Genomic DNA, 22,749 nt, shown 5'->3' with positions numbered 1-22,749 from the left:
ATTTTTTTAAATGAACATATTTATTACCAGAACACCGATCAACCCCATAACCCCTACTGTTGTTTCCATAACGGTCCAACTTTTAAGGGTATCGTTTACGGATAAGTTGAAGTATTCTTTAAAGAGCCAAAAGCCGCTATCGTTTACGTGGGATAACATTAAACTTCCGGAACCAATGGCTAGCACCATTAATTCTGGACTAACTCCGGTGCCTTGTACCAATGGCAGTACAATACCCGCTGCCGTTAAACCGGCTACGGTTGCGGAACCTACGCACACACGGATGACCGTAGCGATCAGCCAAGCTAAAATTAAAGGAGATATTGAAGATTGTTCCAATATACCACCAATATACTCGCTTACTCCACTATCAATCAATACCTGTTTTAAAGCTCCGGATCCCGCAATGATTAGAAGTACCATGGTAATTCCGGTAATGGCACTACTTACCGAACCCATAACTTCCGCCATACTTTTGCCTCGGCCCAATCCCAAAGTATAAATAGCCACCAATACCGAAATCAACATGGCTATGGCAGGATTACCCATAAACACTAAAATTTTTGTTAGAAAGAAATCTGTAGGCATAAAGAGCTGGGCAAGAGCGGCAATTGCTATAAGAATTACGGGTAAAAGTGCACTGATGATACTATTGGCCATACTGGGCATTTCATCTTCCTTTAAAATTTCAGGATTTATAAATTCCTTTAAAGGGGTAGCATTTATATTCTTTAAAGTTCTTGAAAATAAGGGGCCTGCCACGATAATTGCTGGAATGGCCACTAAAATACCGTATATTAATGTCTTGCCAATATCGGCATTGAACATAGATGCCAATGCAGTAGGGGCTGGGTGTGGCGGCAGATATCCATGGGTTACCGAGAGGGAGGCCAACATTGGAAGTCCAACATATAATAAGGGCAGCCCGGTAGCTGCGGCAATGGTAAATACCAAGGGCACTAAAATTACGAACCCAACGGAATAGAACATGGGAATACCTACTATAAAACCTGTTAGGACAACGGCCCATTGAATATTATTTTTACCGAATTTTTCTACCAGTTTTGTAGTTATACGTTGGGCGGCGCCACTATCTGCCACCAATTTGCCCAACATGGCTCCCAAACCTAAAATAATGACGAGAAAACCTAATATATTGCCTATACCTTTCTGAATGGAGTCCACAACGCTTAAGGGGTCCATGCCTTCTGCGATACCAACGAACAAGGATACGATGATAAAGGTGATAAAAGCATTTAATTTAAAACGGGCAATAAGTACAAAGAGTAGAAGTATTCCTAAAATTACAATGAATAATGGCATGTTAAAGTTGAGTTGATTGGTTGATACTTTAAATATACCATAAAATAAAAGCGCATCATATTTTATATAAATATGATGCGCTTTCTTAATGTGAGAATAACTTAATCCGTAGTTTCAGGGGAGATAACTTTATATACAATTCCTGCTAGAATAGCACCGATAATTGGGGCCAACCAGAACAACCATAGTTGCCCTAGTGCCCAATCGTTTACAAAAAGTGCTTGACTGGTACTACGGGCAGGGTTTACAGAAGTATTAGTGACCGGTATGCTAATTAGGTGTATAAGTGTAAGGCAAAGTCCAATGGCCAAGCCGGCAAATCCTCTTGGGGCCTTTGTATATGTAGAACCTAAAATCACAAAAAGAAAAATAAAGGTCATAACTACTTCAATGAAGAATGCAGAAGTCATACTGTATCCTCCCGGGGAATGCTCTCCATAACCGTTGGCGGCAAAATTGCCCAATACAAAATCTGATTTACCCGATGCAATAAGAAAAAGTATGGCAGCACCCGCAATAGCCCCCATACATTGGGCAATGATATAAGGAAATAGATCTTTACCGTCAAAACGTCCCCCTACCCAGAGACCAATGGATACTGCCGGATTTAAATGACATCCGGAAATATGGCCTATGCCGTACGCCATGGTAACCACGGTGAGTCCAAAGGCCAAGGATACCCCAACAAAGCCAATACCCATTTCTGGAAATCCTGCTGCAAGGACGGCACTACCGCAACCACCTAAGACCAACCATAGCGTCCCGATAAATTCTGCAATAAATTTTTTCATTTTAATAAGGTTTAATTGATTCTATATATTTAGAAACCAAAACCTTAAGTAAGTCACATAATTGTTGAAGTTTTAGGGCGTATTTTTAAACTACTTTTTCATGATCAATGAGATGTTAAACCATTTTTTTCAATCCAAATAGGGGATGTAAAATTTTTATTTTTAAGATTATAAAATGATAGATTAACCAGCAAATTAGGAATGTACCTATTATAAGAACAAATAACTTGGTAAGCAGCCCCCAGTTTAAATCCTTTACATAATAGGCCAATGCAATTATGACTGTTTGGTGCAGGATGTAAAATGGGTACACTCCTCTATTGGCATAACTTAGGTATTTGCTTGGTTTGTTCTTATAGGTTGCTGCATAGCCCAATAGTACAAGAATCCATGACCAAAAATTAAAGACTTTTAAAAATGCTTCGGTAAAATGTACCACGTAACCATCTTCCAATTGCCAGATTAAGAGTAGACCTATAAATCCTAAAATACCAAATCTCAGTGCTTTTTGTCTGATTTTTGATAGAGCTATCCAGAAAACCTCTTCATTGGCAACAAGGACAAAGCCAAAGAAAAACAAGGTCATGGAAGAAGTGAAGTTAAACCAATCATTAAGGAGGTCATGGGTAATATCAAAAAAAGGTTCCATAAATGCTTCTAGCAAATACAATGGTATTATAAAAATGTAAAGTCCCAGTGGTTTTTGAAGTATTCCCTTGGTCCAACTGATCAGTTTATTTTTTCTATGTTTTAAAAAAATGAAAACGGGGGATAGAAGAATGGAAAATATTAATAGGTAAGGCAAAAACCATAAATGGTGCCAGCTAATGTTACCTTCTGGGTAAACACCCTTATATGCAATAGTACCAAGATATTCCAGGTAGGATCCGTGAAATTGATTTTCCGCCAAACGTTCAAAATAGATTTGAGGGGGTACAATGGCCAACATACCAAAGAGCAGGGGCACACCTAATCGTAGAAAACGTTCTTTGTTAAATTCCAACAGGGTGCGTTTAGAAAAAGCGTAGTAGGTTCCCATGCCAGAAATAAGGAATAGAATGGGCAATCTCCATTGGTTTAAAAAAAGCATAGGCCAGGTTAGCCATTCATAAATGATATTGTTTTTTAAATGCCACCCCCAAGGAACAAAGAACATTCCCACGTGATAGAATATTAATAGCGAAAAGACAAATACACGCAACCAATCCAAATCGTATCTTCTAAACCTTTTATCCATGACCGTTAAGTTTTGGTCAAATTTGAAGATTCTAGATGTCTTTGTGGTTTTAATGGACCGCCAATCTCTCCACAATTACAATTTTGGATAAATTGTTTTTTGAAATTTTGAAGGGGAAGACCCTATTTCTTTCTTAAAAGCATTGTAAAAGGCAGATTTGGATTTAAAACCAACAGATGCTCCTATAGCTTCAATGGTGAGATGGTTATATTGCGCATCTATCAGTCTATGTTTTGCAAGGGCTATTCGTTTAGAATTGATGTAGGAATTAAAGTTTGAGCCAAACCCTAGATTAATTGCCTTTGAAATTTGGTTGGGGTGCATCTGTAAGCGTCCGGCCAGATCATTTAAACTTGCATTTATGGATAGCACATACTCTTCTGTATCAACAAATGTTTCTATTTCCTTAAATGAAATTTGTTTGGTAGGTTTTCCTAAAGTTTCATATTTGTCCGCTACCCAAGATTTATCAAAAAAGCGTGATTCCGAAACTATAATATAGGTGGTTGCAAATGCCACTACGGTTTCAAAAATTGCAATATATTGATCACCCTTATCATCATCATATATATAAAATACGCAAAAGACAAGTAAGAAAAAGAAACACAGTATAAGCGCGGAGTTTCTTGTAAATATATATTTGGCATAGTTGCCGGTAGACGCATTTTGAGTAATTCTAGCATGTTCTTCCCTAACCAAGATCATTGATAGGATGGTATAGGTTAAAAGACTTATCAGAATAAGCCAATCAAAAATATCCTTGAAAAAATGATAGCTGTAATTAAAGTTTTCTGTTACGTTAGCAGTGGGAAAATCATTAAAATATGCGCCTAGATAAGCATTAAGTTTGACTGATAGTGGTGCAAGGTAAAAAGGAATTTGAGACATAAAATAGCCCACTGGAAGCACAAAATGCCACCAACCTTGTTTTAGGGATATGTGCCTCCGCTTTAAGAAACCATAAATGGAAAAATAAATCATGGGTCCTAATAAAAGGACCAAAGGTTCCGTAGAATCGTTTAAAAAAAGTACATGCTTCATTAGCCCGGTGTAACAGACATATACATCTAAAAATATTATGGCACCGAACAAAATTGCTAGGGCCAAATATTTTAAGGGCGGGTTTCCCTTACTTTTTAACAACATTATAAGACTTATAAAGATGTTTTGTACCACCCCCAACAACATAATGCCCGATGTTAGATTATGCCTAACAGGAATTTGGTCTATAAGTTCGTTTATTGTAACCATTACATTACTTTTCTCTATAGTCCTCTAGTTTTTGGGGACCTTCAAGTAAAATACGTACAACACGTAAAGTACCATCATCGGTTGTGTTGATCTGCCATTTGATCAATGAGATCTTTCCGTTTTCTATCTCAATTCCTGTTATACTCCTAGGGTGCACACAACTACCATCGTTAAAAAGGGGGATGTCACCAGGTTCTGGAAAACGGGGCCTGTGGGTATGCCCTATGACCGTAACCAAAAGGTTGTGCTTTAAAATCCATTTTTTTATACGCCGTTCTACTTTTATAAGTTCCGTGTAGTTCTTTGCGGGAGAGGTAGGATCGGCAATGCCCCATACCTGTAAAGGTTTCCAAAGGACCCTGACTAAAAATCGGCCCCATCTCCAGAAAGTATAGTTCCACCAATCTGCTTGGTGGCCATGGGTAAGAAAAATTTCTTGTTGGGTATCCTTATGCCTTAATATAATGGCCTCATGGTATTTTATGCCCTCAAAGAGCGATTTGTCCTTATCGTCAATAGGCTCAAAATAACTTGAAAGGTGTTTTTTAACATAAGCTTCATCCTTGTAGACCATATCATGATTGCCCCAGATCATGTGCAATCTATGTTCTAGATGAAACTGTTTTAATAATTTAAATACATTTTTATGTGCTTCAAAAATAGATTCAAAGTGAATATTTTCCCATAGTTCATCACCATCACCAAGCTCGCAATATTGAAATCCTTCTGAATAATAGAATTTTAGGGCGTGATAGTAAATGTTTCTATTATTGGCAAAATCATCGGCAAAACTATTGTCGCCTCTATGACAGTCACTAAACAGAATGAATTTGGAAGTATCGTCAAAGGAAAGGACTTTGGCATTTTTAAGGGCTTTATTAAGTCTGGTTTCCGATGACATAGTCTATTTTTCGTTAAATATCCGAAAATCCCGCCAACCATATGGGAGTAGTTCCCAAAAAACTTGTGGTGTTTTGTAACTTTACAGCATAAATGTAGACTAAGAATTACATGAACCATCCGTACAATAGTGTTATGCCTTTAAAGCATCTGGTCAGTTTTGACAAACTTCTGCGGAAGTATGAGGAACAATTGACCGGAGATGACCCTTTTTTGGCTGCAACGGCCAAACGCATTTTGGATGCCCAAAGCCAATATCCGGAACTGCGTGACGGATTTACGGATTTTGCTCTATTGGAAAAATACAAGGAGGTTATTGATAGAATTTTACAGGATACCTTTACCGAGGCATTGAGTACCAACGAAATTAAGGTTGCCACGCTGCCGTACAGGGATGTTATCATTAAGTCAACAAAACGCTTTCAAAAGATAATCAGTGAAGCTGGTAGGGAATATCAGCCAGAAATGAGAAGCCTTGGCGAAGATATGGACTATATCATGAGCTGTGTTGTAATCTTGAATTTCCACTATGGATTTGAATTTGATTTCAGCAGACCTTATTTTTATGATATACCAGATGCGCAGGGGGTTATGCGCCACTACAGAATTTTATACAATGCAGATTTTATAGAGATTATTGCTACTGAAAAAGCAAAAGACATTACCCAGGACGATGTAGATGAATTGTTGGAAAACCCATATGACGTAGCATTGTGGATGGAGAAGATTCCGCCAGAAAGTTTTATTAGCAAGGGTTTTGTTATAGCAAACTTGTTTGACGTTACGGCAGAGCAGGCCATATCCGATATAAAATCAAAATTGATTTCCAAGAATAATTTACGTCCCGTAAATTTTATGGAGGAATTGCAGGAGACCTTCAAATCCTTCTTTAAACTGCCCAATATAAAGGTGGGTTTTGCCTCATATGATGCCAAGAGCGATAGGTTTGAGGAGATTATAGGCATGAGCTTCAATAGTTTTCTTTTACATGGTCAAGATCATTTAAGCTGCAAGACCGCTTTGTGCATGGAGTCGTATGACAAGTTGATCAATGACAATGCTTATTTCATCATAACCGATATTGACCGTTTTGTGGAGACAAATGAGGGTGTGGAGCCTTATGCTGCATTAAAGGAGCAGCAAATAAAGAGTGCAATTTTTGCTCCCATTGCCTTTGAAGGAAAATTATTGGGCGTTCTAGAAGTAGTTTCTGAACGAAAAGGAGTGCTGAATGGTGTAAATGCGCAAAAGCTGGACGATGTAATGCCCTTTATCGTTTCTGCTGTGGTACGCGCCAAAAATGAGGAAAATAATAGGATAGATGCAATTATACAGAATGAGTGTACCTCTGTGCATTCCTCTGTATATTGGAAATTTCAGGAAGAGGCCAAAAGGTTTATGGGAGATGAGTTGGAAGGAAGACCAACTGCGTTCAGGGAAATTATCTTTAAGGATGTGTATCCATTATTTGGTCAAATTGATATTAAGGATTCTTCCAAGGCCAGAAACCTTGCCATTCAGCGAGATTTAATGATACAGCTTTCCGAAATAGCCAATGTTCTTACTTTGGCTATGGAAAAGTGGCACCTGCCCATTTATGAAGAATTGATATTCAGGGTGAACAATCACCTTGAAAGTATAAAGGAAATGTTGTACACCAATAGTGAGCAGGCCATATTTGATTTTGTACACGATGAAATTACACCGGTTTTTGAGCATTTAAAAAAATCCGATAGTACCATTGAAAAACATATTCTTGCCTATGAGGCAAAGATTGATATGGGTACGGGTTCATATTACGATCATAGAAAAAACTATGATGAAAGTGTAACCCTGATCAATAAAAAATTATCTGCCGTTATTGATAAGAAGCAAGAAAGTGCACAAAACATGTACCCACATTATTATGAGCGCTTTAAGACGGATGGAGTAGAACATAATATGTACATTGGTGAATCTATATCAGAAGATTTGGAATATAACCAGCTATATCTTAATAATCTTCGACTTTGGCAATTACAGGTAATGTGTGAAATGGAAAATGTGCACTATGCCCTAAAACCTGAGTTGCCCGTTCCGTTAGACGCCACCTCATTAATACTGGTGTACAATACCTCATTATCCATTCGATTTAGAATGGATGAAAAACAATTTGATGTTGATGGAACCTATAACGCCCGTTATGAGGTAATAAAGAAAAGGATAGACAAATCATATATTAAGGGAACCGAGGAAAGATTGACCAAGAAAGGCATGCTTTCAATCGTGTATTCACAGAAAAAAGATGAACTGGAGTATTTAAGATATATTAAGTTCTTAAAATCTAAAGGTTATTTTACCAACAAAATAGAGATTGTTGAGTTAGAGGGGTTGCAGGGCGTATCGGGTCTTAAGGCCATACGTGCGGAAATCCTATACAAAACGGAGAAAGCTCCGGATAAAACCTATACTTACAACGATTTGATCAATACCTTAAAGGAATAGTACTTGGCTCAATAATTCTAGTTTTCTGTCCGGGCCATAGAACTTGAACGAGATTGCAAATGCAATAACGGAGAGGATCATGCCTATCATAAATATAGTGTAGGTCCAACGCAACAAGGTGTATTTTCTATTGAGCACTATTCCTAAAAAATAAAGGTCTTTGGTCAAGGAAGAATATATGTAATCCTTATCCTTTAGCATTTCTTGTATGGCCCACTCGTATTCACCTAATTTCATTTTATGAAAATTACCAAAAAACAATAAATTCACATTTTTGTTGGCCACATCTTCTTTGGTAAAAGAACCACTGGTTACATTGGGTCTAGTTGCCAAAACCGCTAATATCATTGATACTATAGCAAAGAGAACAAAGATTACGGTTGGGTAAATGAGATAATCGTTGGACGGGTTGTCCAATTTTGGAATTAAATTGGATAATGCCAACGATATAATGATGGCATTCACAGAAAGAAGAATATTGGCCTTGGTATCCGCAATATCACTTAGGGTAATATGATTTTTAAGCGTAACCCTATATAAGGTCTGTATGCCCCGATCTGGACTTTCGCCCTTAAATTTGGCTTTGAGCCGTTCTTTTTTTGCAATTTTTTTCTCGGATTTTTTATCCTTGATCAGCTTTCTTAAATTCTTGTCTTTTTTTTCTGACCAATGTTCCTTGGCATAGTCCGTGTAATATTGGTGGTCTGTTCTAAATACTTGAATGTTGCCTTGCAACCATTCCTTTTGGCTAAAATTTTTAACACCCAGTAATTTTAGCTCCTCACGTAGTAATTCAGATGTTTCAATATAACTACTTTGGGCAAAATGTGAGGAATCCGCATCCCTAATGATTTCCTCCATTAAATTAGATGGCTTTGCATTCCATTTTGTGGCCAGTATACACGTTTTTATCTGTTCTATTTTATTGGGTTCATAACCTTCCTTTGTTAGGAAAGTCTCGGCTATGGCACAGCTGTTCTCCTCATGATCTTTTATCCCTTTGGTGTATCCTGTATCATGCAGCCAGGCAACAAGTAGTAATAATTCCCTTTCTTGATCGGATAGAGAACATGCGTCCAATAATTCTTTAGTACTTTTAACGACACGTTGAGTGTGCCTGAGGTTATGATATAGAAAATTCTTATCCAACTTGCTAGAAAGTAGATCGGTCACAAAATCTTGTGCCTTGGCTAAGATATTCGACATAGGAAATTTTGGTTAGAAATACCCAAATTACAAAAATTTAAAGAGGGTTACATTACTATGAGAAAATATTATGCTTACCTATTAATAGTATCCGTAATTGTCAGTTGCGCCACCATTGATACTAAATATGTAGATGAAAAATATGCGTTGGACGTTCAAGAGAACAAAGAAGTGGTCCATACGTTTTATCTTATAGGTGATGCGGGCCTGTCCCCAATGGGAGACATGAACGCTGCCTTGAAAATATTCAAGAAAAGACTGGACAAAGCGGATAAGAACAGTACTGCTATTTTTTTGGGAGACAATATATATCCTGCTGGTTTGCCAGACCCCAAGGATTCTACAGCCGCATATTTTAATGCCAAAAATGATCTTGATGCCCAGTTGAAGACCCTTGATAATTTTAAGGGTAGACCATTGTTCATACCAGGAAATCATGATTGGTACACAGAAGGTTTAATAGGTCTGGAGCGGGAAGAAAACTATATCAAGGATGCATTGAAAAAGAAAGAAAAAGACCCGTTTTTACCAGAAAATGGATGTCCCTTGGATGTTATAGAGGTATCGGATGATGTTGCTATTATTACGATAGATACGGAATGGTACTTGACGAATTGGGACAAGCGACCGGATATGAACGATAAATGCGATATAAAAAGCAGGGAGAAATTTTTTCTGGAATTGGAAGACGCTATAAAGGATTATAGGGATAGAACTACGATTATTGCCATGCATCACCCTACTACAAGCTATGGTCCCCATGGTGGTCAATTTTCATTACGTAAACAATTTTATCCCAAAGAACTTCCTGTGCCGGTACCCGTATTGGGAACATTTATTAATGTACTTAGAAATACTTCCGGTGCATCTGTTGAGGATCTGAACAACAAGCGATACAATGAATTGATGAAAAGGGTAACTACTTTGGCCCAATTTTCCGATCGTGTAATATTCGCTTCCGGTCACGAACATACTTTACAATACATTGTTGAAAACAATACACCGCAAATTGTAAGCGGATCTGGGGCCAAGGAAGGTACCACTAGATTATTGAACGGGTCGCAGTTCAATACCGGAAAAATGGGCTATGCCACACTAGAAGTATACAAAGACGGTTCTTCAAGGGTTAGGTTCTATGGTGTTGGGGCTAATGGCAATGAAGAGTTTTTGTTTACCAATACCGTATTGCCACCTACTCAAGAAGAGTATACGGGTGAGTATACGGATTCATTTCCTAAAACCATAAAAGCGTCGGTATATACGCAAGAGGATATTGATAAGAGTAAATTTTTTAGGACTATTTGGGGAGAACGTTACCGCAAGTATTATGGCACCAAAATTACAGCACCAACCGTTAATTTGGATACATTAATGGGAGGTCTTATACCCGTAAAGAAAGGGGGCGGTCATCAATCCAAATCATTGCGGTTACAACGAAAGGATGGTAGGGAATATGTAATGAGGGCATTGAAAAAAAGTGCTGAACTTTACCTGCAGTCCATGGCATTTCAAGACCAGTATGTATTGGAAGACTTAAAGGAAACCTATACTCAAGAGCTATTACAGGATTTTTACACAGGGTCGCATCCTTATGGGCCTTTTACCATTGCGGCACTTTCTGATGCTGTGGGACTTTACCATACCAATCCCGTATTGTATTATGTTCCCAAACAACCTGCTCTAAAGGAATACAACGATACTTTTGGTGACGAACTTTATATGATAGAGGAACATGCCGGTGATGGCCATGGAAATTTGGCAAGTTTTGGATATTCCAATGAGCTTAAGAGTACAGATAGTATGTTGGAAGATTTACGGGATGATGAAAAATATGAGGTGGACAAAGATTTATACCTACGGGCAAGATTGTTTGATATGGCTTTGGGAGACTGGGATAGACATGTAGACCAATGGAGGTGGGCAGAATTTAAGGACAAGGAGAGAGATAAAATAATCTATAGACCTGTACCCAGAGACCGTGATCAGGTGTTTTCCAAAATGGGCGATGGTGCCTTAATGAACATTGCTACCCGTATTATACCGGGGTTACGTTTAATGGAAGGTTTTACGGAAGAGATAAGAAGTGTCAAAGGCTTTAATTCATCTCCAAAAACTTATGTATTGGACTTGGCTTTATTGGGCGAAACGGAAAAAGACCAATGGTTGGCGCAAGCGGATTATTTGCAAAAAAATTTAACTCCGGAAGTAATAGATAACGCGTTTACCGCTTTTCCGGAAGAGGTTAGGGATGAAACCATAGATGAAATAAAGAAAGTTTTGTTGGCACGGCTGAGTCATATACGGGAAACGGCCCAAGAATATTATGGTGTCCTTAATAAGTATGCAGTGGTTGCAGGTACTGATAAAGACGATTGGTTTGAAATTCATAGGCTAAACGAAAGGCAAACGGAAATAAAGGTGTATAGGAATATAGATGATAAAAAGGAAAAACTTTTTTATCATAAAATATTTACAAAAACGGATACCAAAGAAATTTGGGTATATGGTTTAGATGACGATGATATTTTTGAGATTGAGAATCCTTCAAATTTTGAGGGAATAAAAGTTAGGGTCATTGGTGGTCAAAATAATGATATATATAAAGTTGGCAATGGTAGAAATGTGGCACTCTATGATTTTAAGAGCAAGAAAAATACATTTGAAGAAACGTCCGGGGCAAAAGTAAAGCGCTCAGATGATTATGAGTTAAATACTTACCAGCCTTTAAATGTTAGAAATAGCTTTAACCAAATTATACCTACCATAGGTTTTAATCCGGATGATGGGGTGCGTATCGGATTTTTAAATACATATACTTATAATGGTTTTAGACAAAATCCATTTACTCAACAACATACGTTTGCAGCATCTTATTATTTTGCTACAAGTGGTTTTGATTTTAAATATCAGGGAGAATTTGCACATATTTTAGAGAATTGGAACGCTGAATTACATGCAAGATTTACCAGTCCTAATTTTGCCGTCAACTTTTTTGGTTTCGGTAACAACACCGTAAACCTTGATGATGATTTGGAATTGGATTACAATAGGGTCAAATTAAGACAAATAGAATTTTCCCCATCCTTGGTGTGGCGCGGGCAATTGGGGGCAAAAGTTAAATTTGGGGTTTCCTATCAAAATATTAGTGTAGAAGAAACGGCGGATAGGTTTATAAATACGTTCTATCAACAAAATGGAGAAGAAACAAACAGTGATTTTTTAGGGGTTCATGCAGGTTATTCCTATGAAAATAAGGACAATGAAGCTTTTCCTACCATGGGCATGTCTACCAGTTTAAATGTTGGGTTTAAGGACAATATTTCCAATGGTGGTGGAGATTTTGGGTATATTATTCCTTCATTAGGCTTCGATTATAGGCTGGTGCCAAATGGAAGATTGGTGTTGGCCACCAAATGGAAGGCACATTTTAATGTAGGTAACGGTTATGAATTTTATCAAGCGGCAAGTATTGGGGGTACGGACGGACTTCGTGGTTTTAGAAACCAGCGGTTCACCGGGAAAACCAGCTTTTACCAAAATACGGATATACGCTTTAGCCTAAAAAAGAAACGTACTTCTCTTTTGCCAATGGCCATGGGTATTTTTGGTGGTTTTGATTATGGTAGGGTGTGGTATCCGGAAATAAGTTCCAAGCGTTGGCATACTTCTTATGGAGGTGGTTTTTTCTTGAATGCCTCAGACGTTATTTCTATTAATACGGCATTGTTTGCAAGTGATGATGGGGCAAGGTTTAGTTTTGGTCTGGGATTTGGATTTTAAGGTTTAAGGAAGTGTGTAGGTGTACAGATTGCCACCCGTACCATGGCTTCTTTCATCAGCAAGTAAAATGGTTTTATTATCTATAAAACAAATGGATTCTAATTGGGTTCTTGCACCTAAATCTATTTCTTCCATTTTTCCATTGGAAAAATCATCCCAGGTAAAATTTGTAAAAACAAATAGTTTACCATAGCTGAGAGCTACAATTTTCTCCCCGTTTGGAGAGATATCTATTGCGGTAATCTGGCATAATTTCCAATCTTTACAAGGGGTAAAAGTCCCAATTAGCGATGCTTCATAAGTTCCTTTGCTATCTGGTACGGTATAAATGAATGCCTCACCTGTAAATGGGTTAGATCTATTTTTCGTTACAATAAATAATTTGTTGTTCTTGTGGAATATAGCTTCTGCATCATAAAATAGGGCGTTTCTATTTGGGGGGAATTTTTTTTGTTCGGGATAGTAAAATGCAATTTGTTCGGCATCTATTTTTTCTCCTGGTTCTTGGGAGGGGTTGGGAACTTTATAGATAACTAGATTTTTTCTTGTATTGGCGTTATTCCCAATGTCGGCAATATAAAGATTGCCGTCTTTGTCCTTGGTCAGGTCTTCCCAATCCGTATTGTCCCCATTTTTAACCTTCAGGCTTTTTAGAATTTTACCTTTTTGGTCCACTTGATAGATTTCATCTTTATTGCCGTTATCCTCAATGGCCCAAATTGTAGAATCATTATAGGTGACCATTCCAGAAATTTCTTCTAGGCTAGAGGGTAGGTCCGTAACCACTTTCAGTTGACCATAATTGGTACATGAAATTAGTACAGATGCCGCTATGATTAAAACAGGAAGAAATTTATTCATCGGTCTCTTTTATGGGCAAGAATATTTCGGCCTTCCATCGCAACGCATCTCCGCCCATATTAGGGTTGTTGAAAAAATATTCTATTGGGGTTTGTTCTACGGAAATATTTTCTGCTTTGGCATAATCCAACAAAGAATACCAAGCCCTGTCAGAGGTCATATAGTTACCGTTATATGTAGCTTTCAATGATTTTTTGCCTATGAATTCCTTAAAAACAACATCCTTTATCGTAGGTAAGGAATCTGTTCGGATAATTGGATAACAAAAATTGAACGAAATACTGTCCGTTTGCATATTCCATTCAGTGGTTTCTATGAATGGAATACCGTTCATTTGTATTTCATTATTGATAATGACCGAGTTTAAAAACGGATAACTTTTCATCATGGCAAATGCCTTATTACTTTGTATGGTGGTGTGTTCAACACAAGCGCAATAGGTAGACGGCAATTCTTCTATACCTTCAAATGTAATTTTGATTTCCTTTAAATGTTGGTTTAGGCTCTCCATAAATTCGGTTACCGTTTTACGTGATCTTTTTTCAAAATCGGTATCGGTGAACGGAACATAAAGTTTATTGAAAAAACTATGGTCCACATCTTTAATATCAACCTTTAATTTGGAGGTTGAATCCGTTATTGGTGTAATTTCCCAGTTATAGATACTGGTAGAATCTCCAAAAGTTATTTTTTGCTCAAGATGGTTTAGGTCGTTTAGTTGCTGAATGGTAGCGTTTGGCAAAGTGTTGTTCCATGCCTTCAATGATTGGTTAATGGTTCCTGGAAATGATTTTGCCAATACCCTTACTTGGTAATCTTGTGGTTTTATAAAAAAGTACCAAAGTAAGCCAATGACAATAATGGTAGTTGCAATGGTAATTCCTTTTTTCATGTTTAGTTCTGGGCTATTGAATATGTGTTTTTCATTTTAATTTTTGAGTTCAATAATGCACCGATCTTTCTTCCTTGTCCTACGCCAACCTCTACGGCGGCACGGTAGTGAATACCTCCATACATTCTACTAATGGCCGCTTCATCTGCAGCTTCATTAAAGGAATTGAATGAACGGACCGGAAGTCCATAAGGTATTTCAGTATCGTCCTCAAAAGAAAAATCCTCTCCAAAAATACTGGTCAGGGCAGTAGCGGCCGCACCAGAAACCACACTATGCCCGCTGGTGTATTCAGGAAACGGAGGGGTCTGTAAAATGGGTTTCCAGTTTTCATCAATGTGCTGGTTGATCAAGGTTTCCGGTCTTATCAGATTACTTCTGTATTTTTCATCCCAACAACTTATGAATCCATCTGCAATGGCCAAGGAGGTTTTGGTATAGGCATATACCGTATCATTAAAATTAGATTCTGTAGTTCTACAGGCAATTTTGGTTATTCCTATCCAATGTGCACCGGGTGTAATTTTTTTGGTAGCGAACATTAAATGCCCCCTGGTAACGGAGACATAAGGGTTACAGTCCCAAAATTTGGCTATGGCCACTTCTTCGGACTCATCACCATTTTTGGTGATTTCATTACTTATATCATATACTTCCTTTAGCTCTTTATAAAAATGGGAGTCTTTATCCAATGAAAATTCCGGTGGCGGAATGGGTTTGAACTGGGCTGCGGAATCCAATACAAAAGGACGTATTTTGTTCCAATGGGGTTCAATACCATCCATATAGGCCGGTGGGGTAGGTTGCCACCTTGCCGCTTCGTCTGTATTAACGGTAAATTTTGGCATGGTACGGGTTTGGCTATATTGATCTTTTCCCATCCAGTCCTTGATATGCTCGGCGACCTTTAGTCCATAGGCTTTGGAAACCTCAAATTCTGTCACATTTTGATTTTTCCATTGGGTAAACAAACTATCCTGAAGAACATCAAATTTATCCTCTGAAAATATTAATTGCCTACTTATGTTCATGTGGGCGATCAATGCTGCCAGTTGAGGATTTATGCCTTGTACAGTGTCTATTTCAGGTATTGGTTTTAAATCTGTTACCTGTCCTGCCAATGAATTGTATTCAGGGTTTACCTGGGCAATAATTTCATATGCTGCAATATTTGGGTAGGCAAAAATTCTACTTGCGACCGGGGGAGAAAAAATATCATGGATCATGATATCCACCACTAAATCTATAGAATTGTGTAGTTCTTCTGGGGTAATTTGTATTGGCTCTTCCTTCTTTTTACAATTTAAAAAGAGAAAACCAAAACATAGTAAAGCAAGATACTTTTTCATGTTCTATTGTTTAAGTATTTGATATACCTGTGCCGCTTCATTGTTGAATGTTAGCAGTAGGTACGTATGTCCTTTAAATGTGATAGTTTGCATGTTCCTAATTGATTTTCCCGTAAGATCAAGGCCCAGACCACTTGTTAGCGATACCGCTGGGCCTTGGGCAATCATTGCACCGGGAAACGAGTCAAAACGCCCATGGTAGGGTTTAACCCCAAAATAATTTCCGGCGGCCAAAACTTCGGTCTTGGTATCACCATCAAAATCATATTCCAAAAAGTCCATGATCGGAGCTGTTTGTAATTCAAAATTAAAAGGAATAAACGAGAATTTACCGTTATCATTTCTTAAAAATCCTGAGTTTAATGTATGAACTTCCAAAATCTCGGTATTTTTAATGGCTTCTTTGCCCAGAACTTCTTCTATTGATTTTCCGGCAAATGAAATATAATTGGTGAATTTTTTACGTAAGAATACCAATTGGCTGGACAATTCCTTAAGTCCGTCAATGGGATAATTTTTGCCACTTTTATATGTGCTGATGACTGTTTCTGTAGACCCGTTTAGGTCCAAATCTCCATAATACATACGCATTGGGTGCTCTTGCGTAGCCGAAAATTTGGTGTTTGTGCCCCAATTCCCTAAAAGAAAATCTAAATCTCCGTCTGCATCGATATCAAAACTTGTAATTGCTTGCCATAATCCGTTTATTTTGTCATTGTCCAATACATTGACCTCGGTATAAATGCCATTATTGTTCTGAAAAAATTTAGGGGACATCCATTCACCTATAACAATGATGTCTTCCCAGCCGTCATTATTGAAATCGGCAATAAGGGCATCTGTAACAAGTCCTAAATTCTTAAAGACGTTTTGGTTGGAAATTGAAAATGACCCATTAGTGTTCTCCAATAAATAACTGTTGGGTTTGTTTCCATAATCTGCGGTAATGGACTGGTTTCCTACCCACACATCTATATCATTATCATGGTCAAAATCTAATTTTAACAGAACTGCCGTGTTTTCATAAAGTTGGGGTAATTCTGCTTCCACCATAGTTTGTCCGCTATTGGTGTAGTAAGAATTTGTCAATGGTTTCATTTGTCCAAAGAAATCCGCTCCACCGGTACCTATCATGAGGTCATTGTTGCCATCCGCATTGAAATCGGCAATCAAGGAAGAAATATCTTCCTTGATACTATCATTTTTAACTTTTGGAAACTGCTTTTGTTGAAATAACGTATCTCCTTGAATGTATATTTGTGATGCAACGTATTTAGCCCCGCCAAAAAATATATCATCCTTTCCATCACCATTCAGATCTCCAATGCTAACGGCAGGGCCTCTATCAGAAATCTGATATGGAATCAGTTTCTGGCGTAAATAGTCACTATATGAGTCTTCTATATGTACAAAATCAATCCCTAGATTATTGGTTGTTTTTTTAAAGAGCAAGGATGCACCGTTTTTAGCCTTAACCGGAACAGTTTTGGTATTTTCTGGATGAATATATAATGTTTGGTTGACAGGAATATTCTTGAGTGTCTGATATTTTTTGTTTGGCCATACAATTTTAATGGAATCTATTTTTTCTGCGGTATTGAAACCAAAATGTACCACGGGTTCTGATGATGCTTGAAACCCCCTTACAGTATAAAGCTCTTTAAATTGCTGTACACCATTGGTATATGCATATATTTTTGTCCCTATGCCAAAATTGTTACCTTTTTGATAGGACAACTTAATTTTGAGCCAATTACGCTGTGCATTGGTAGTGTTTTCCAAAATTAATGAAGGATGGTTGAGATTGTTCGTCACAAGGTCAAGGTCCCCGTCGTTATCCAAGTCCCCATAGGCCGTGGCACCGGAAATAATGGAATCTTTTTCTAACCAATTTTGTGATTCATCAATAAATTTAAGGTTTGCTGCTCCTTTGAACACCATATTGCCCACATAGCCAGAAGGCATTAGTGTCAATGCCTTTTGATCAACAAGGTTGGTATTATTGATTTTTTGTTTAATGTTTTCGTTGGAAATGTAATTGATGTAGTCCAGATTATTGGGCCTTTTTGGGATACCGTTACTAATGTACAGATCTTGCTCACCATCTTGGTCATAATCTCCAAACAACGCGCTCCAGCTCCAATCCGTTGCTGCAACACCGCTCAACAATGCGGTTTCCAAGAATGTACCATTTGGTTGGTTGATGAACAGCATGTTTCTTGTGTATTGGTTATAGTACCCAAATTTGCCGGTCTTAAGTTTATGGATTTGAATATCATCATCCCCATCTGATGATTTTAGGACTTTCTCATCTCCCGCTAACATATCTAATGAAATAAGATCAGTAAGCCCGTCATGGTTAATGTCCGCTACATCACTTCCCATAGAAAACCTAGTGGTATGTCCAAAATACTCCCTTAAGCTTTCCTTAAAAGTGCCATCGCCATTATTAAGGTAATAATAATCATCTTCATGAAAATCATTTCCTATATAAAGGTCCGGGTAGCCATCTTGATTAAAATCAGAAACCGCAATACCCAATCCATATCCATTGATGCCACCGTAAATACCTGCCTCTTCACTAACATCCGTAAACTTGCCATTGTCATTGCGCAATAGCTTATCACCGGTTTCGTATGTACGCTTTGTTCGTAAGGAAGCTGTGCCATAAGAATCTTGTGAATGCACGGCATGGTTCAATAGGTAGATGTCCAAATCGCCATCAAGGTCATAATCTAAAAAAGCGGCCGAAGAGCTATAGGATTCAAAGTCCAACCCATATTGGGCAGCGCTCTCCATAAATGTGTTGTTGCCTTGGTTGATATATAGTTCATTGTAACCATTAAATCCGTTAAGGCCAACCACGGCACATACATAAATATCCAACAAACCGTCTCCGTTGATATCTCCCATTACGGCACCTGTATTCCATGAACTGTTGCCTTCAACTCCGGCACTTTTGGAGATATCCTCAAATTCTAAATTACCTTTATTAAGGTACAGCTTGTTCTTGACCTGATTGCCGGAAAAAAAAATATCGGGCAGGCTGTCGTTGTTGATGTCCCCAATGGCCACACCGCCGCCATTGTAATAATAAAGATAATCCAGTATGCTCAGGTCTTTTGAATCTGTAAGCGTGTTTTCAAACGTAATACCAGAATCTTTAGGTGTACGTTTGGTAAAGACTTCGCCACCTTTGTTGGTGCAGCTTGCAATGACCAAGAGCAAGAAAAGTATTGATAATCTATTTTTCATTTAAGCTGTACAGTTTGGGCAGTTCATTGTTAATGGCCGCTATTATGAATTCATTGCCCTTATTGTCCTTAACTATTTTCAATTGTTTGACCTCGTCTCTAATAAAAAATCCACTGTCCAAGTAATTTTGCCATGTAAAGTTAAGTGCTCCATCCCCTAAAAGGACATTGCCATAATTGGCATCTAATCTAGAGTATTGAGGTTTAAATTCAAAGTTGTTGCCCGACATGACCAAGTCTAGATTACCATCCTTATCCACATCCAGGCATTGAATTCCACAAATACAGGAAAACTGTACTTGGGAAGGTAAAATTTGTATTGTGAAATTACCGTTACCATTATTGATTGCTATAATGGATTCTGAGATACGTGCTTCTTTTATAATAGTATTATCGAGTATATCCTTATCAAAAAGCTGATGAATGGTTTTGTTCGCATATTCAGAAGCTTTGATGTTTTTCTTTTTTAGGGCTAGAATCTGTGAGGTCAATTCCTTTTTTTGATGTAACGGGTAATCTCCATTATCATAGTGTTGTGTAGTAATCTGTTCAATGGTACCGTCATTGTCAAAATCATTGACCCACATTCTCATAGGTTGCCCGGTGGTAGGTTTATAATGTAGATTGCTGCCCATGTTCCCTAAGATCAAATCTTGGTCACCATCATTGTCAAGGTCGTATCCTTCAACAGCGCCCCACCATCCACTTAAACTATCTAAAGAACTTTTAAAGTTGCTTAATCTTCTGCCGGAATTTTTATAAATTTTTGGACTGCCCCAATCAGAGACCGTGACCAAATCTTTTTTGCCGTCACCGTCCATATCCAGCCATTTGGCATCGGTGATCATGCCGGCATCCTTTAGGTCATATGCCCTGCGTTCCGAGACATCCGTGAAAGTGCCATCGCCATTATTCAATAATAATAAATGGTCCGGATCTATACCATAGGTACCTACTACACTTCTTGAACCAACAAAAATGTCCATGTCCCCGTCATCGTCAAAATCCGAAGGGGCAATGACAGCAACATTTTTATTGGTAGAGGGTAATTTTTCCGTGCTTAAGGTAAAGTTACCTTTACCATCATTAAGATATAGGCGTATGCCATATGTGGCCTGCATTCTCAGTTCATTGCCACCAGACCCTACAAGTAAATCTAAATCACCATCTGCATCTGCATCAAGAAAAGCGGCAGAAGTGTCCTCGTAAGAAGCCTCATCTTTAAAATGGTTTAAAATGGGCTTGGATAGCTTTCCGTTACCTTTATGCAAGTACAATGCGCCAGATTGGTTTTTGCCACCACCAATAAATATATCTTCATTGCCATCATTGTCCACATCGCCAATGGCCATTCCAGGTCCTTCTTCAGATAATGATCTTGATATTAATCCTTCATTGTCAAAATCTACATAATTGTTTTCTTCATGCTGTAAAAGCGTACTATTTTGTATTTCGCTCAACAAGGTTGCCTTGGGTTTTTTTGCGACTTTAAATATTTCCTTTGCATTGTCTTGAACGAATGTAAGGTTCTGGTTGGCTTTTACGTTCACCAATTTTTCTGTAGCATCGTTTGGCCAAATAATTCTAATAGAGTCTAATGTTGAGGTAGTGCCCAAACCTATGGTCATAGCGTATTCTACAGAAGATTGAAATCCTCTTGAGGGCATTAATGTTTGGTCAATTATATTATCTGGGTAATATAAACGTGCAATAGTTCCTATACCAAATTTATTGCCATCCGCACCTTTAAAATTCAATTTAATATAATTGTTGTCGGTTTTAGATTCTGCATTGTTTCTATATACAAAGGTTTCCATATTAACATTATTGACGATCAGATCTAAATCACCGTCATTGTCCAGGTCTCCATAGGCGGTCCCATTGGAACGACTTGGAATTTCAAAACCCCATTCCTTGTTGTATTTACTGAAGGTTAAATCGCCATTGTTACGGTAGGCATAATTAGGAAGTGGTGTAACCGGCATTTTCTGGATAATGGAATCAATGGATTCTTTCTTTCCGGTCAATGCCATTTTTTGAATGATTTCATTGGCAAAGAAATCTACAAAATCCAAATCTGTCAAGTCATGGTTAATACCATTGGTAATATATATATCCTTTAACCCGTCATTATCCATGTCGAACAATAAACCGGCCCAACTCCAATCAGTTGCTTCAATACCGCTGTAATAGGCAATTTCAGAAAAAGAGCCGTTCCCGTTATTTAGTTGCAAGGTATTTTGAATATACTGCTGATGGAAATCTTTACTTTGTTTGAGCTTAAAGACATTATATCCTTCAAACTCCATTACAGATTTTACACGTTGGTCCGGTTCCGGAAGCATATCTGTAATAAAAATATCTGTCAGCCCATCGTTATTTATATCTGCCATATCAATACCCATTGCCGACAGGCTTAAATGGTTTGTCCATTCCTGAATTTCCTCACTGAATGTTCCATCTTGGTTGTTGATATATAGATAGTCCCGTTCATAAAAATCATTGGAAATGTAAATGTCCGGGTATAGATCATTGTTAATGTCGGTAACCATTACTCCCAGTCCAAAACCAATAAGACTGCCATAAATACCCGCTTGTTCACTAACATCAACAAATTTTCCGTTGTCGTTTCTCAGAAGCATATCGCCAACACCCCTAAAAATTTTAGGAACGCCTTCCCAATCCTGAGCCCTTACATCTCGTTGTTCGGCATAACCTAAACTACTTACGGGAATATTACTGTTGTTCAGGATATAGGCATCAAGATCACCATCCTTGTCATAATCAAAAAAAGAGGCATGGGTGGAAAAGCCCGTTTCTGCCAAATTATATTCATGCGCTTTTTCTGTAAATGTACCGTCCCCGTTATTTATGTAGAGGTCGTTATCATGGTTGTTACCTTCCATATTGCCCGCATTACTTACATATATATCTAGTAAGCCGTCATTATTAATGTCTGCCATTACTACCCCGGTAGACCATGGTTTGCTACCTTGAATTCCTGCTTTTTCCGATATATCCTCAAATTTTAACCCGCCTTTGTTCAAATACAATTTGTTGGGTTCCATGTTTCCGGTAAGAAAAACATCTGATAATCCGTCATTATTAATATCACCTATTGCAACTCCTCCGCCATTGTAAAAGTTCCTGTACTTGAATATGTTGAATTCTTTGGAGTTTTCCACTTTGTTTACAAATTCAATACCTGATTCTTTTGGGTCTAAAAGGGTAAATAAAGTAGATTCTGGAGCATTGGTATCGATAGCATCTTTTTGTTCTTTTGGGTCGCAAGAAATACATAAAAGTGTGAGCAAACTTAAGCAGAGGAGTTTAAGCGACTGCGGACCCATTTTAACGAATGTTTGAAATATCAATTTGTATTGGGGTATGGACAAGGAAAATGTCATATTGTTAAATGAAC

The 22,749-nt window shown here is 37.9% G+C and carries 13 protein-coding genes; 2 read left to right on the top strand and 11 right to left on the bottom strand.

What is annotated here, in order from left to right:
- Positions 1–6: 6 nt before the first annotated feature.
- From JM81_RS09600 to JM81_RS09580, 5 genes are all read right to left on the bottom strand, one after another.
- Entirely contained in the window at positions 7–1,323 is a 1,317-nt protein-coding gene (locus tag JM81_RS09600; RefSeq protein ID WP_144802771.1) for a gluconate:H+ symporter, read from the bottom strand.
- 101 nt (positions 1,324–1,424) lie between these two features.
- A complete protein-coding gene (aqpZ, locus tag JM81_RS09595) occupies positions 1,425–2,114 on the bottom strand; it encodes an aquaporin Z (RefSeq protein WP_144802768.1) in 690 nt (229 codons plus the stop codon).
- 115 nt (positions 2,115–2,229) lie between these two features.
- Positions 2,230–3,351, bottom strand: a complete 1,122-nt coding sequence (locus tag JM81_RS09590; protein ID WP_144802765.1) for an acyltransferase family protein — start codon at positions 3,349–3,351, stop codon at positions 2,230–2,232.
- A 75-nt stretch (positions 3,352–3,426) separates the two neighbouring features.
- Positions 3,427–4,602 (bottom strand): helix-turn-helix domain-containing protein, encoded by a 1,176-nt coding sequence (locus JM81_RS09585; RefSeq protein ID WP_144802761.1) that lies wholly within the window; start codon positions 4,600–4,602, stop codon positions 3,427–3,429.
- A 4-nt stretch (positions 4,603–4,606) separates the two neighbouring features.
- The gene (locus JM81_RS09580; protein WP_144802758.1) at positions 4,607–5,503 is read right to left on the bottom strand and encodes a serine/threonine protein phosphatase; all 897 of its coding nucleotides are present in this window, start codon (positions 5,501–5,503) and stop codon (positions 4,607–4,609) included.
- 110 nt (positions 5,504–5,613) lie between these two features.
- On the opposite strand from JM81_RS09580, the gene JM81_RS09575 reads away from it, so the two are divergent.
- Positions 5,614–7,986, top strand: coding sequence for a GAF domain-containing protein (locus JM81_RS09575; protein ID WP_144802755.1), 2,373 nt, complete (start codon positions 5,614–5,616; stop codon positions 7,984–7,986).
- On the opposite strand, the gene JM81_RS09570 is transcribed toward JM81_RS09575, so the two are convergent.
- Complete coding sequence (locus JM81_RS09570; protein ID WP_144802752.1) at positions 7,975–9,192, bottom strand: Pycsar system effector family protein; 1,218 nt, start codon at positions 9,190–9,192, stop codon at positions 7,975–7,977. The two genes, JM81_RS09575 and JM81_RS09570, sit on opposite strands and share 12 nt — an antisense overlap.
- A 57-nt stretch (positions 9,193–9,249) precedes the next feature.
- Between JM81_RS09570 and JM81_RS09565 the strand changes: the two genes are divergently transcribed.
- Complete coding sequence (locus JM81_RS09565) at positions 9,250–12,972, top strand: metallophosphoesterase (protein WP_144802749.1); 3,723 nt, start codon at positions 9,250–9,252, stop codon at positions 12,970–12,972.
- Positions 12,973–12,975: 3 nt separating this feature from the next.
- On the opposite strand, the gene JM81_RS09560 is transcribed toward JM81_RS09565, so the two are convergent.
- The 5 genes from JM81_RS09560 to JM81_RS09540 are packed head-to-tail and all read right to left on the bottom strand — an operon-like array spanning position 12,976 to position 22,678.
- The gene (locus JM81_RS09560; protein WP_144802746.1) at positions 12,976–13,833 is read right to left on the bottom strand and encodes a hypothetical protein; all 858 of its coding nucleotides are present in this window, start codon (positions 13,831–13,833) and stop codon (positions 12,976–12,978) included.
- Positions 13,826–14,725, bottom strand: a complete 900-nt coding sequence (locus JM81_RS09555) for a GyrI-like domain-containing protein (RefSeq protein ID WP_144802743.1) — start codon at positions 14,723–14,725, stop codon at positions 13,826–13,828. Before JM81_RS09555 ends, JM81_RS09560 begins: the two co-directional genes overlap by 8 nt.
- Positions 14,726–14,727: 2 nt before the next feature.
- Positions 14,728–16,074, bottom strand: coding sequence for a vanadium-dependent haloperoxidase (locus JM81_RS09550; protein ID WP_144802740.1), 1,347 nt, complete (start codon positions 16,072–16,074; stop codon positions 14,728–14,730).
- 3 nt (positions 16,075–16,077) lie between these two features.
- On the bottom strand, positions 16,078–19,329 hold the full coding sequence (locus tag JM81_RS09545; protein ID WP_144802737.1) for a VCBS repeat-containing protein: 3,252 nt from the start codon (positions 19,327–19,329) through the stop codon (positions 16,078–16,080).
- A complete protein-coding gene (locus JM81_RS09540; protein WP_144805617.1) occupies positions 19,319–22,678 on the bottom strand; it encodes a VCBS repeat-containing protein in 3,360 nt (1,119 codons plus the stop codon). Before JM81_RS09540 ends, JM81_RS09545 begins: the two co-directional genes overlap by 11 nt.
- Positions 22,679–22,749 lie beyond the last annotated feature (71 nt).

The sequence above is a fragment of the Maribacter sp. MAR_2009_72 genome (assembly GCF_007827235.1).
In the GTDB taxonomy this organism is placed as follows: Bacteria; Bacteroidota; Bacteroidia; order Flavobacteriales; family Flavobacteriaceae; genus Maribacter; species Maribacter sedimenticola.
The sequence above is the reverse complement of the archived record's forward strand: the minus strand, read 5'-3'. Positions and strand labels throughout refer to the sequence as shown.

Bases quoted from the DNA above. Each gene is read 5' to 3' on its own strand.
- JM81_RS09600 (WP_144802771.1), bottom strand. From the start codon at position 1,323: ATGCCATTATTCATTGTAATTTTAGGAATACTTCTACTCTTTGTACTT.
- aqpZ (WP_144802768.1), bottom strand. From the start codon at position 2,114: ATGAAAAAATTTATTGCAGAATTTATCGGGACGCTATGGTTGGTCTTA.
- JM81_RS09590 (WP_144802765.1), bottom strand. From the start codon at position 3,351: ATGGATAAAAGGTTTAGAAGATACGATTTGGATTGGTTGCGTGTATTT.
- JM81_RS09585 (WP_144802761.1), bottom strand. From the start codon at position 4,602: ATGGTTACAATAAACGAACTTATAGACCAAATTCCTGTTAGGCATAAT.
- JM81_RS09580 (WP_144802758.1), bottom strand. From the start codon at position 5,503: ATGTCATCGGAAACCAGACTTAATAAAGCCCTTAAAAATGCCAAAGTC.
- JM81_RS09575 (WP_144802755.1), top strand. From the start codon at position 5,614: ATGAACCATCCGTACAATAGTGTTATGCCTTTAAAGCATCTGGTCAGT.
- JM81_RS09570 (WP_144802752.1), bottom strand. From the start codon at position 9,192: ATGTCGAATATCTTAGCCAAGGCACAAGATTTTGTGACCGATCTACTT.
- JM81_RS09565 (WP_144802749.1), top strand. From the start codon at position 9,250: ATGAGAAAATATTATGCTTACCTATTAATAGTATCCGTAATTGTCAGT.
- JM81_RS09560 (WP_144802746.1), bottom strand. From the start codon at position 13,833: ATGAATAAATTTCTTCCTGTTTTAATCATAGCGGCATCTGTACTAATT.
- JM81_RS09555 (WP_144802743.1), bottom strand. From the start codon at position 14,725: ATGAAAAAAGGAATTACCATTGCAACTACCATTATTGTCATTGGCTTA.
- JM81_RS09550 (WP_144802740.1), bottom strand. From the start codon at position 16,074: ATGAAAAAGTATCTTGCTTTACTATGTTTTGGTTTTCTCTTTTTAAAT.
- JM81_RS09545 (WP_144802737.1), bottom strand. From the start codon at position 19,329: ATGAAAAATAGATTATCAATACTTTTCTTGCTCTTGGTCATTGCAAGC.
- JM81_RS09540 (WP_144805617.1), bottom strand. From the start codon at position 22,678: ATGGGTCCGCAGTCGCTTAAACTCCTCTGCTTAAGTTTGCTCACACTT.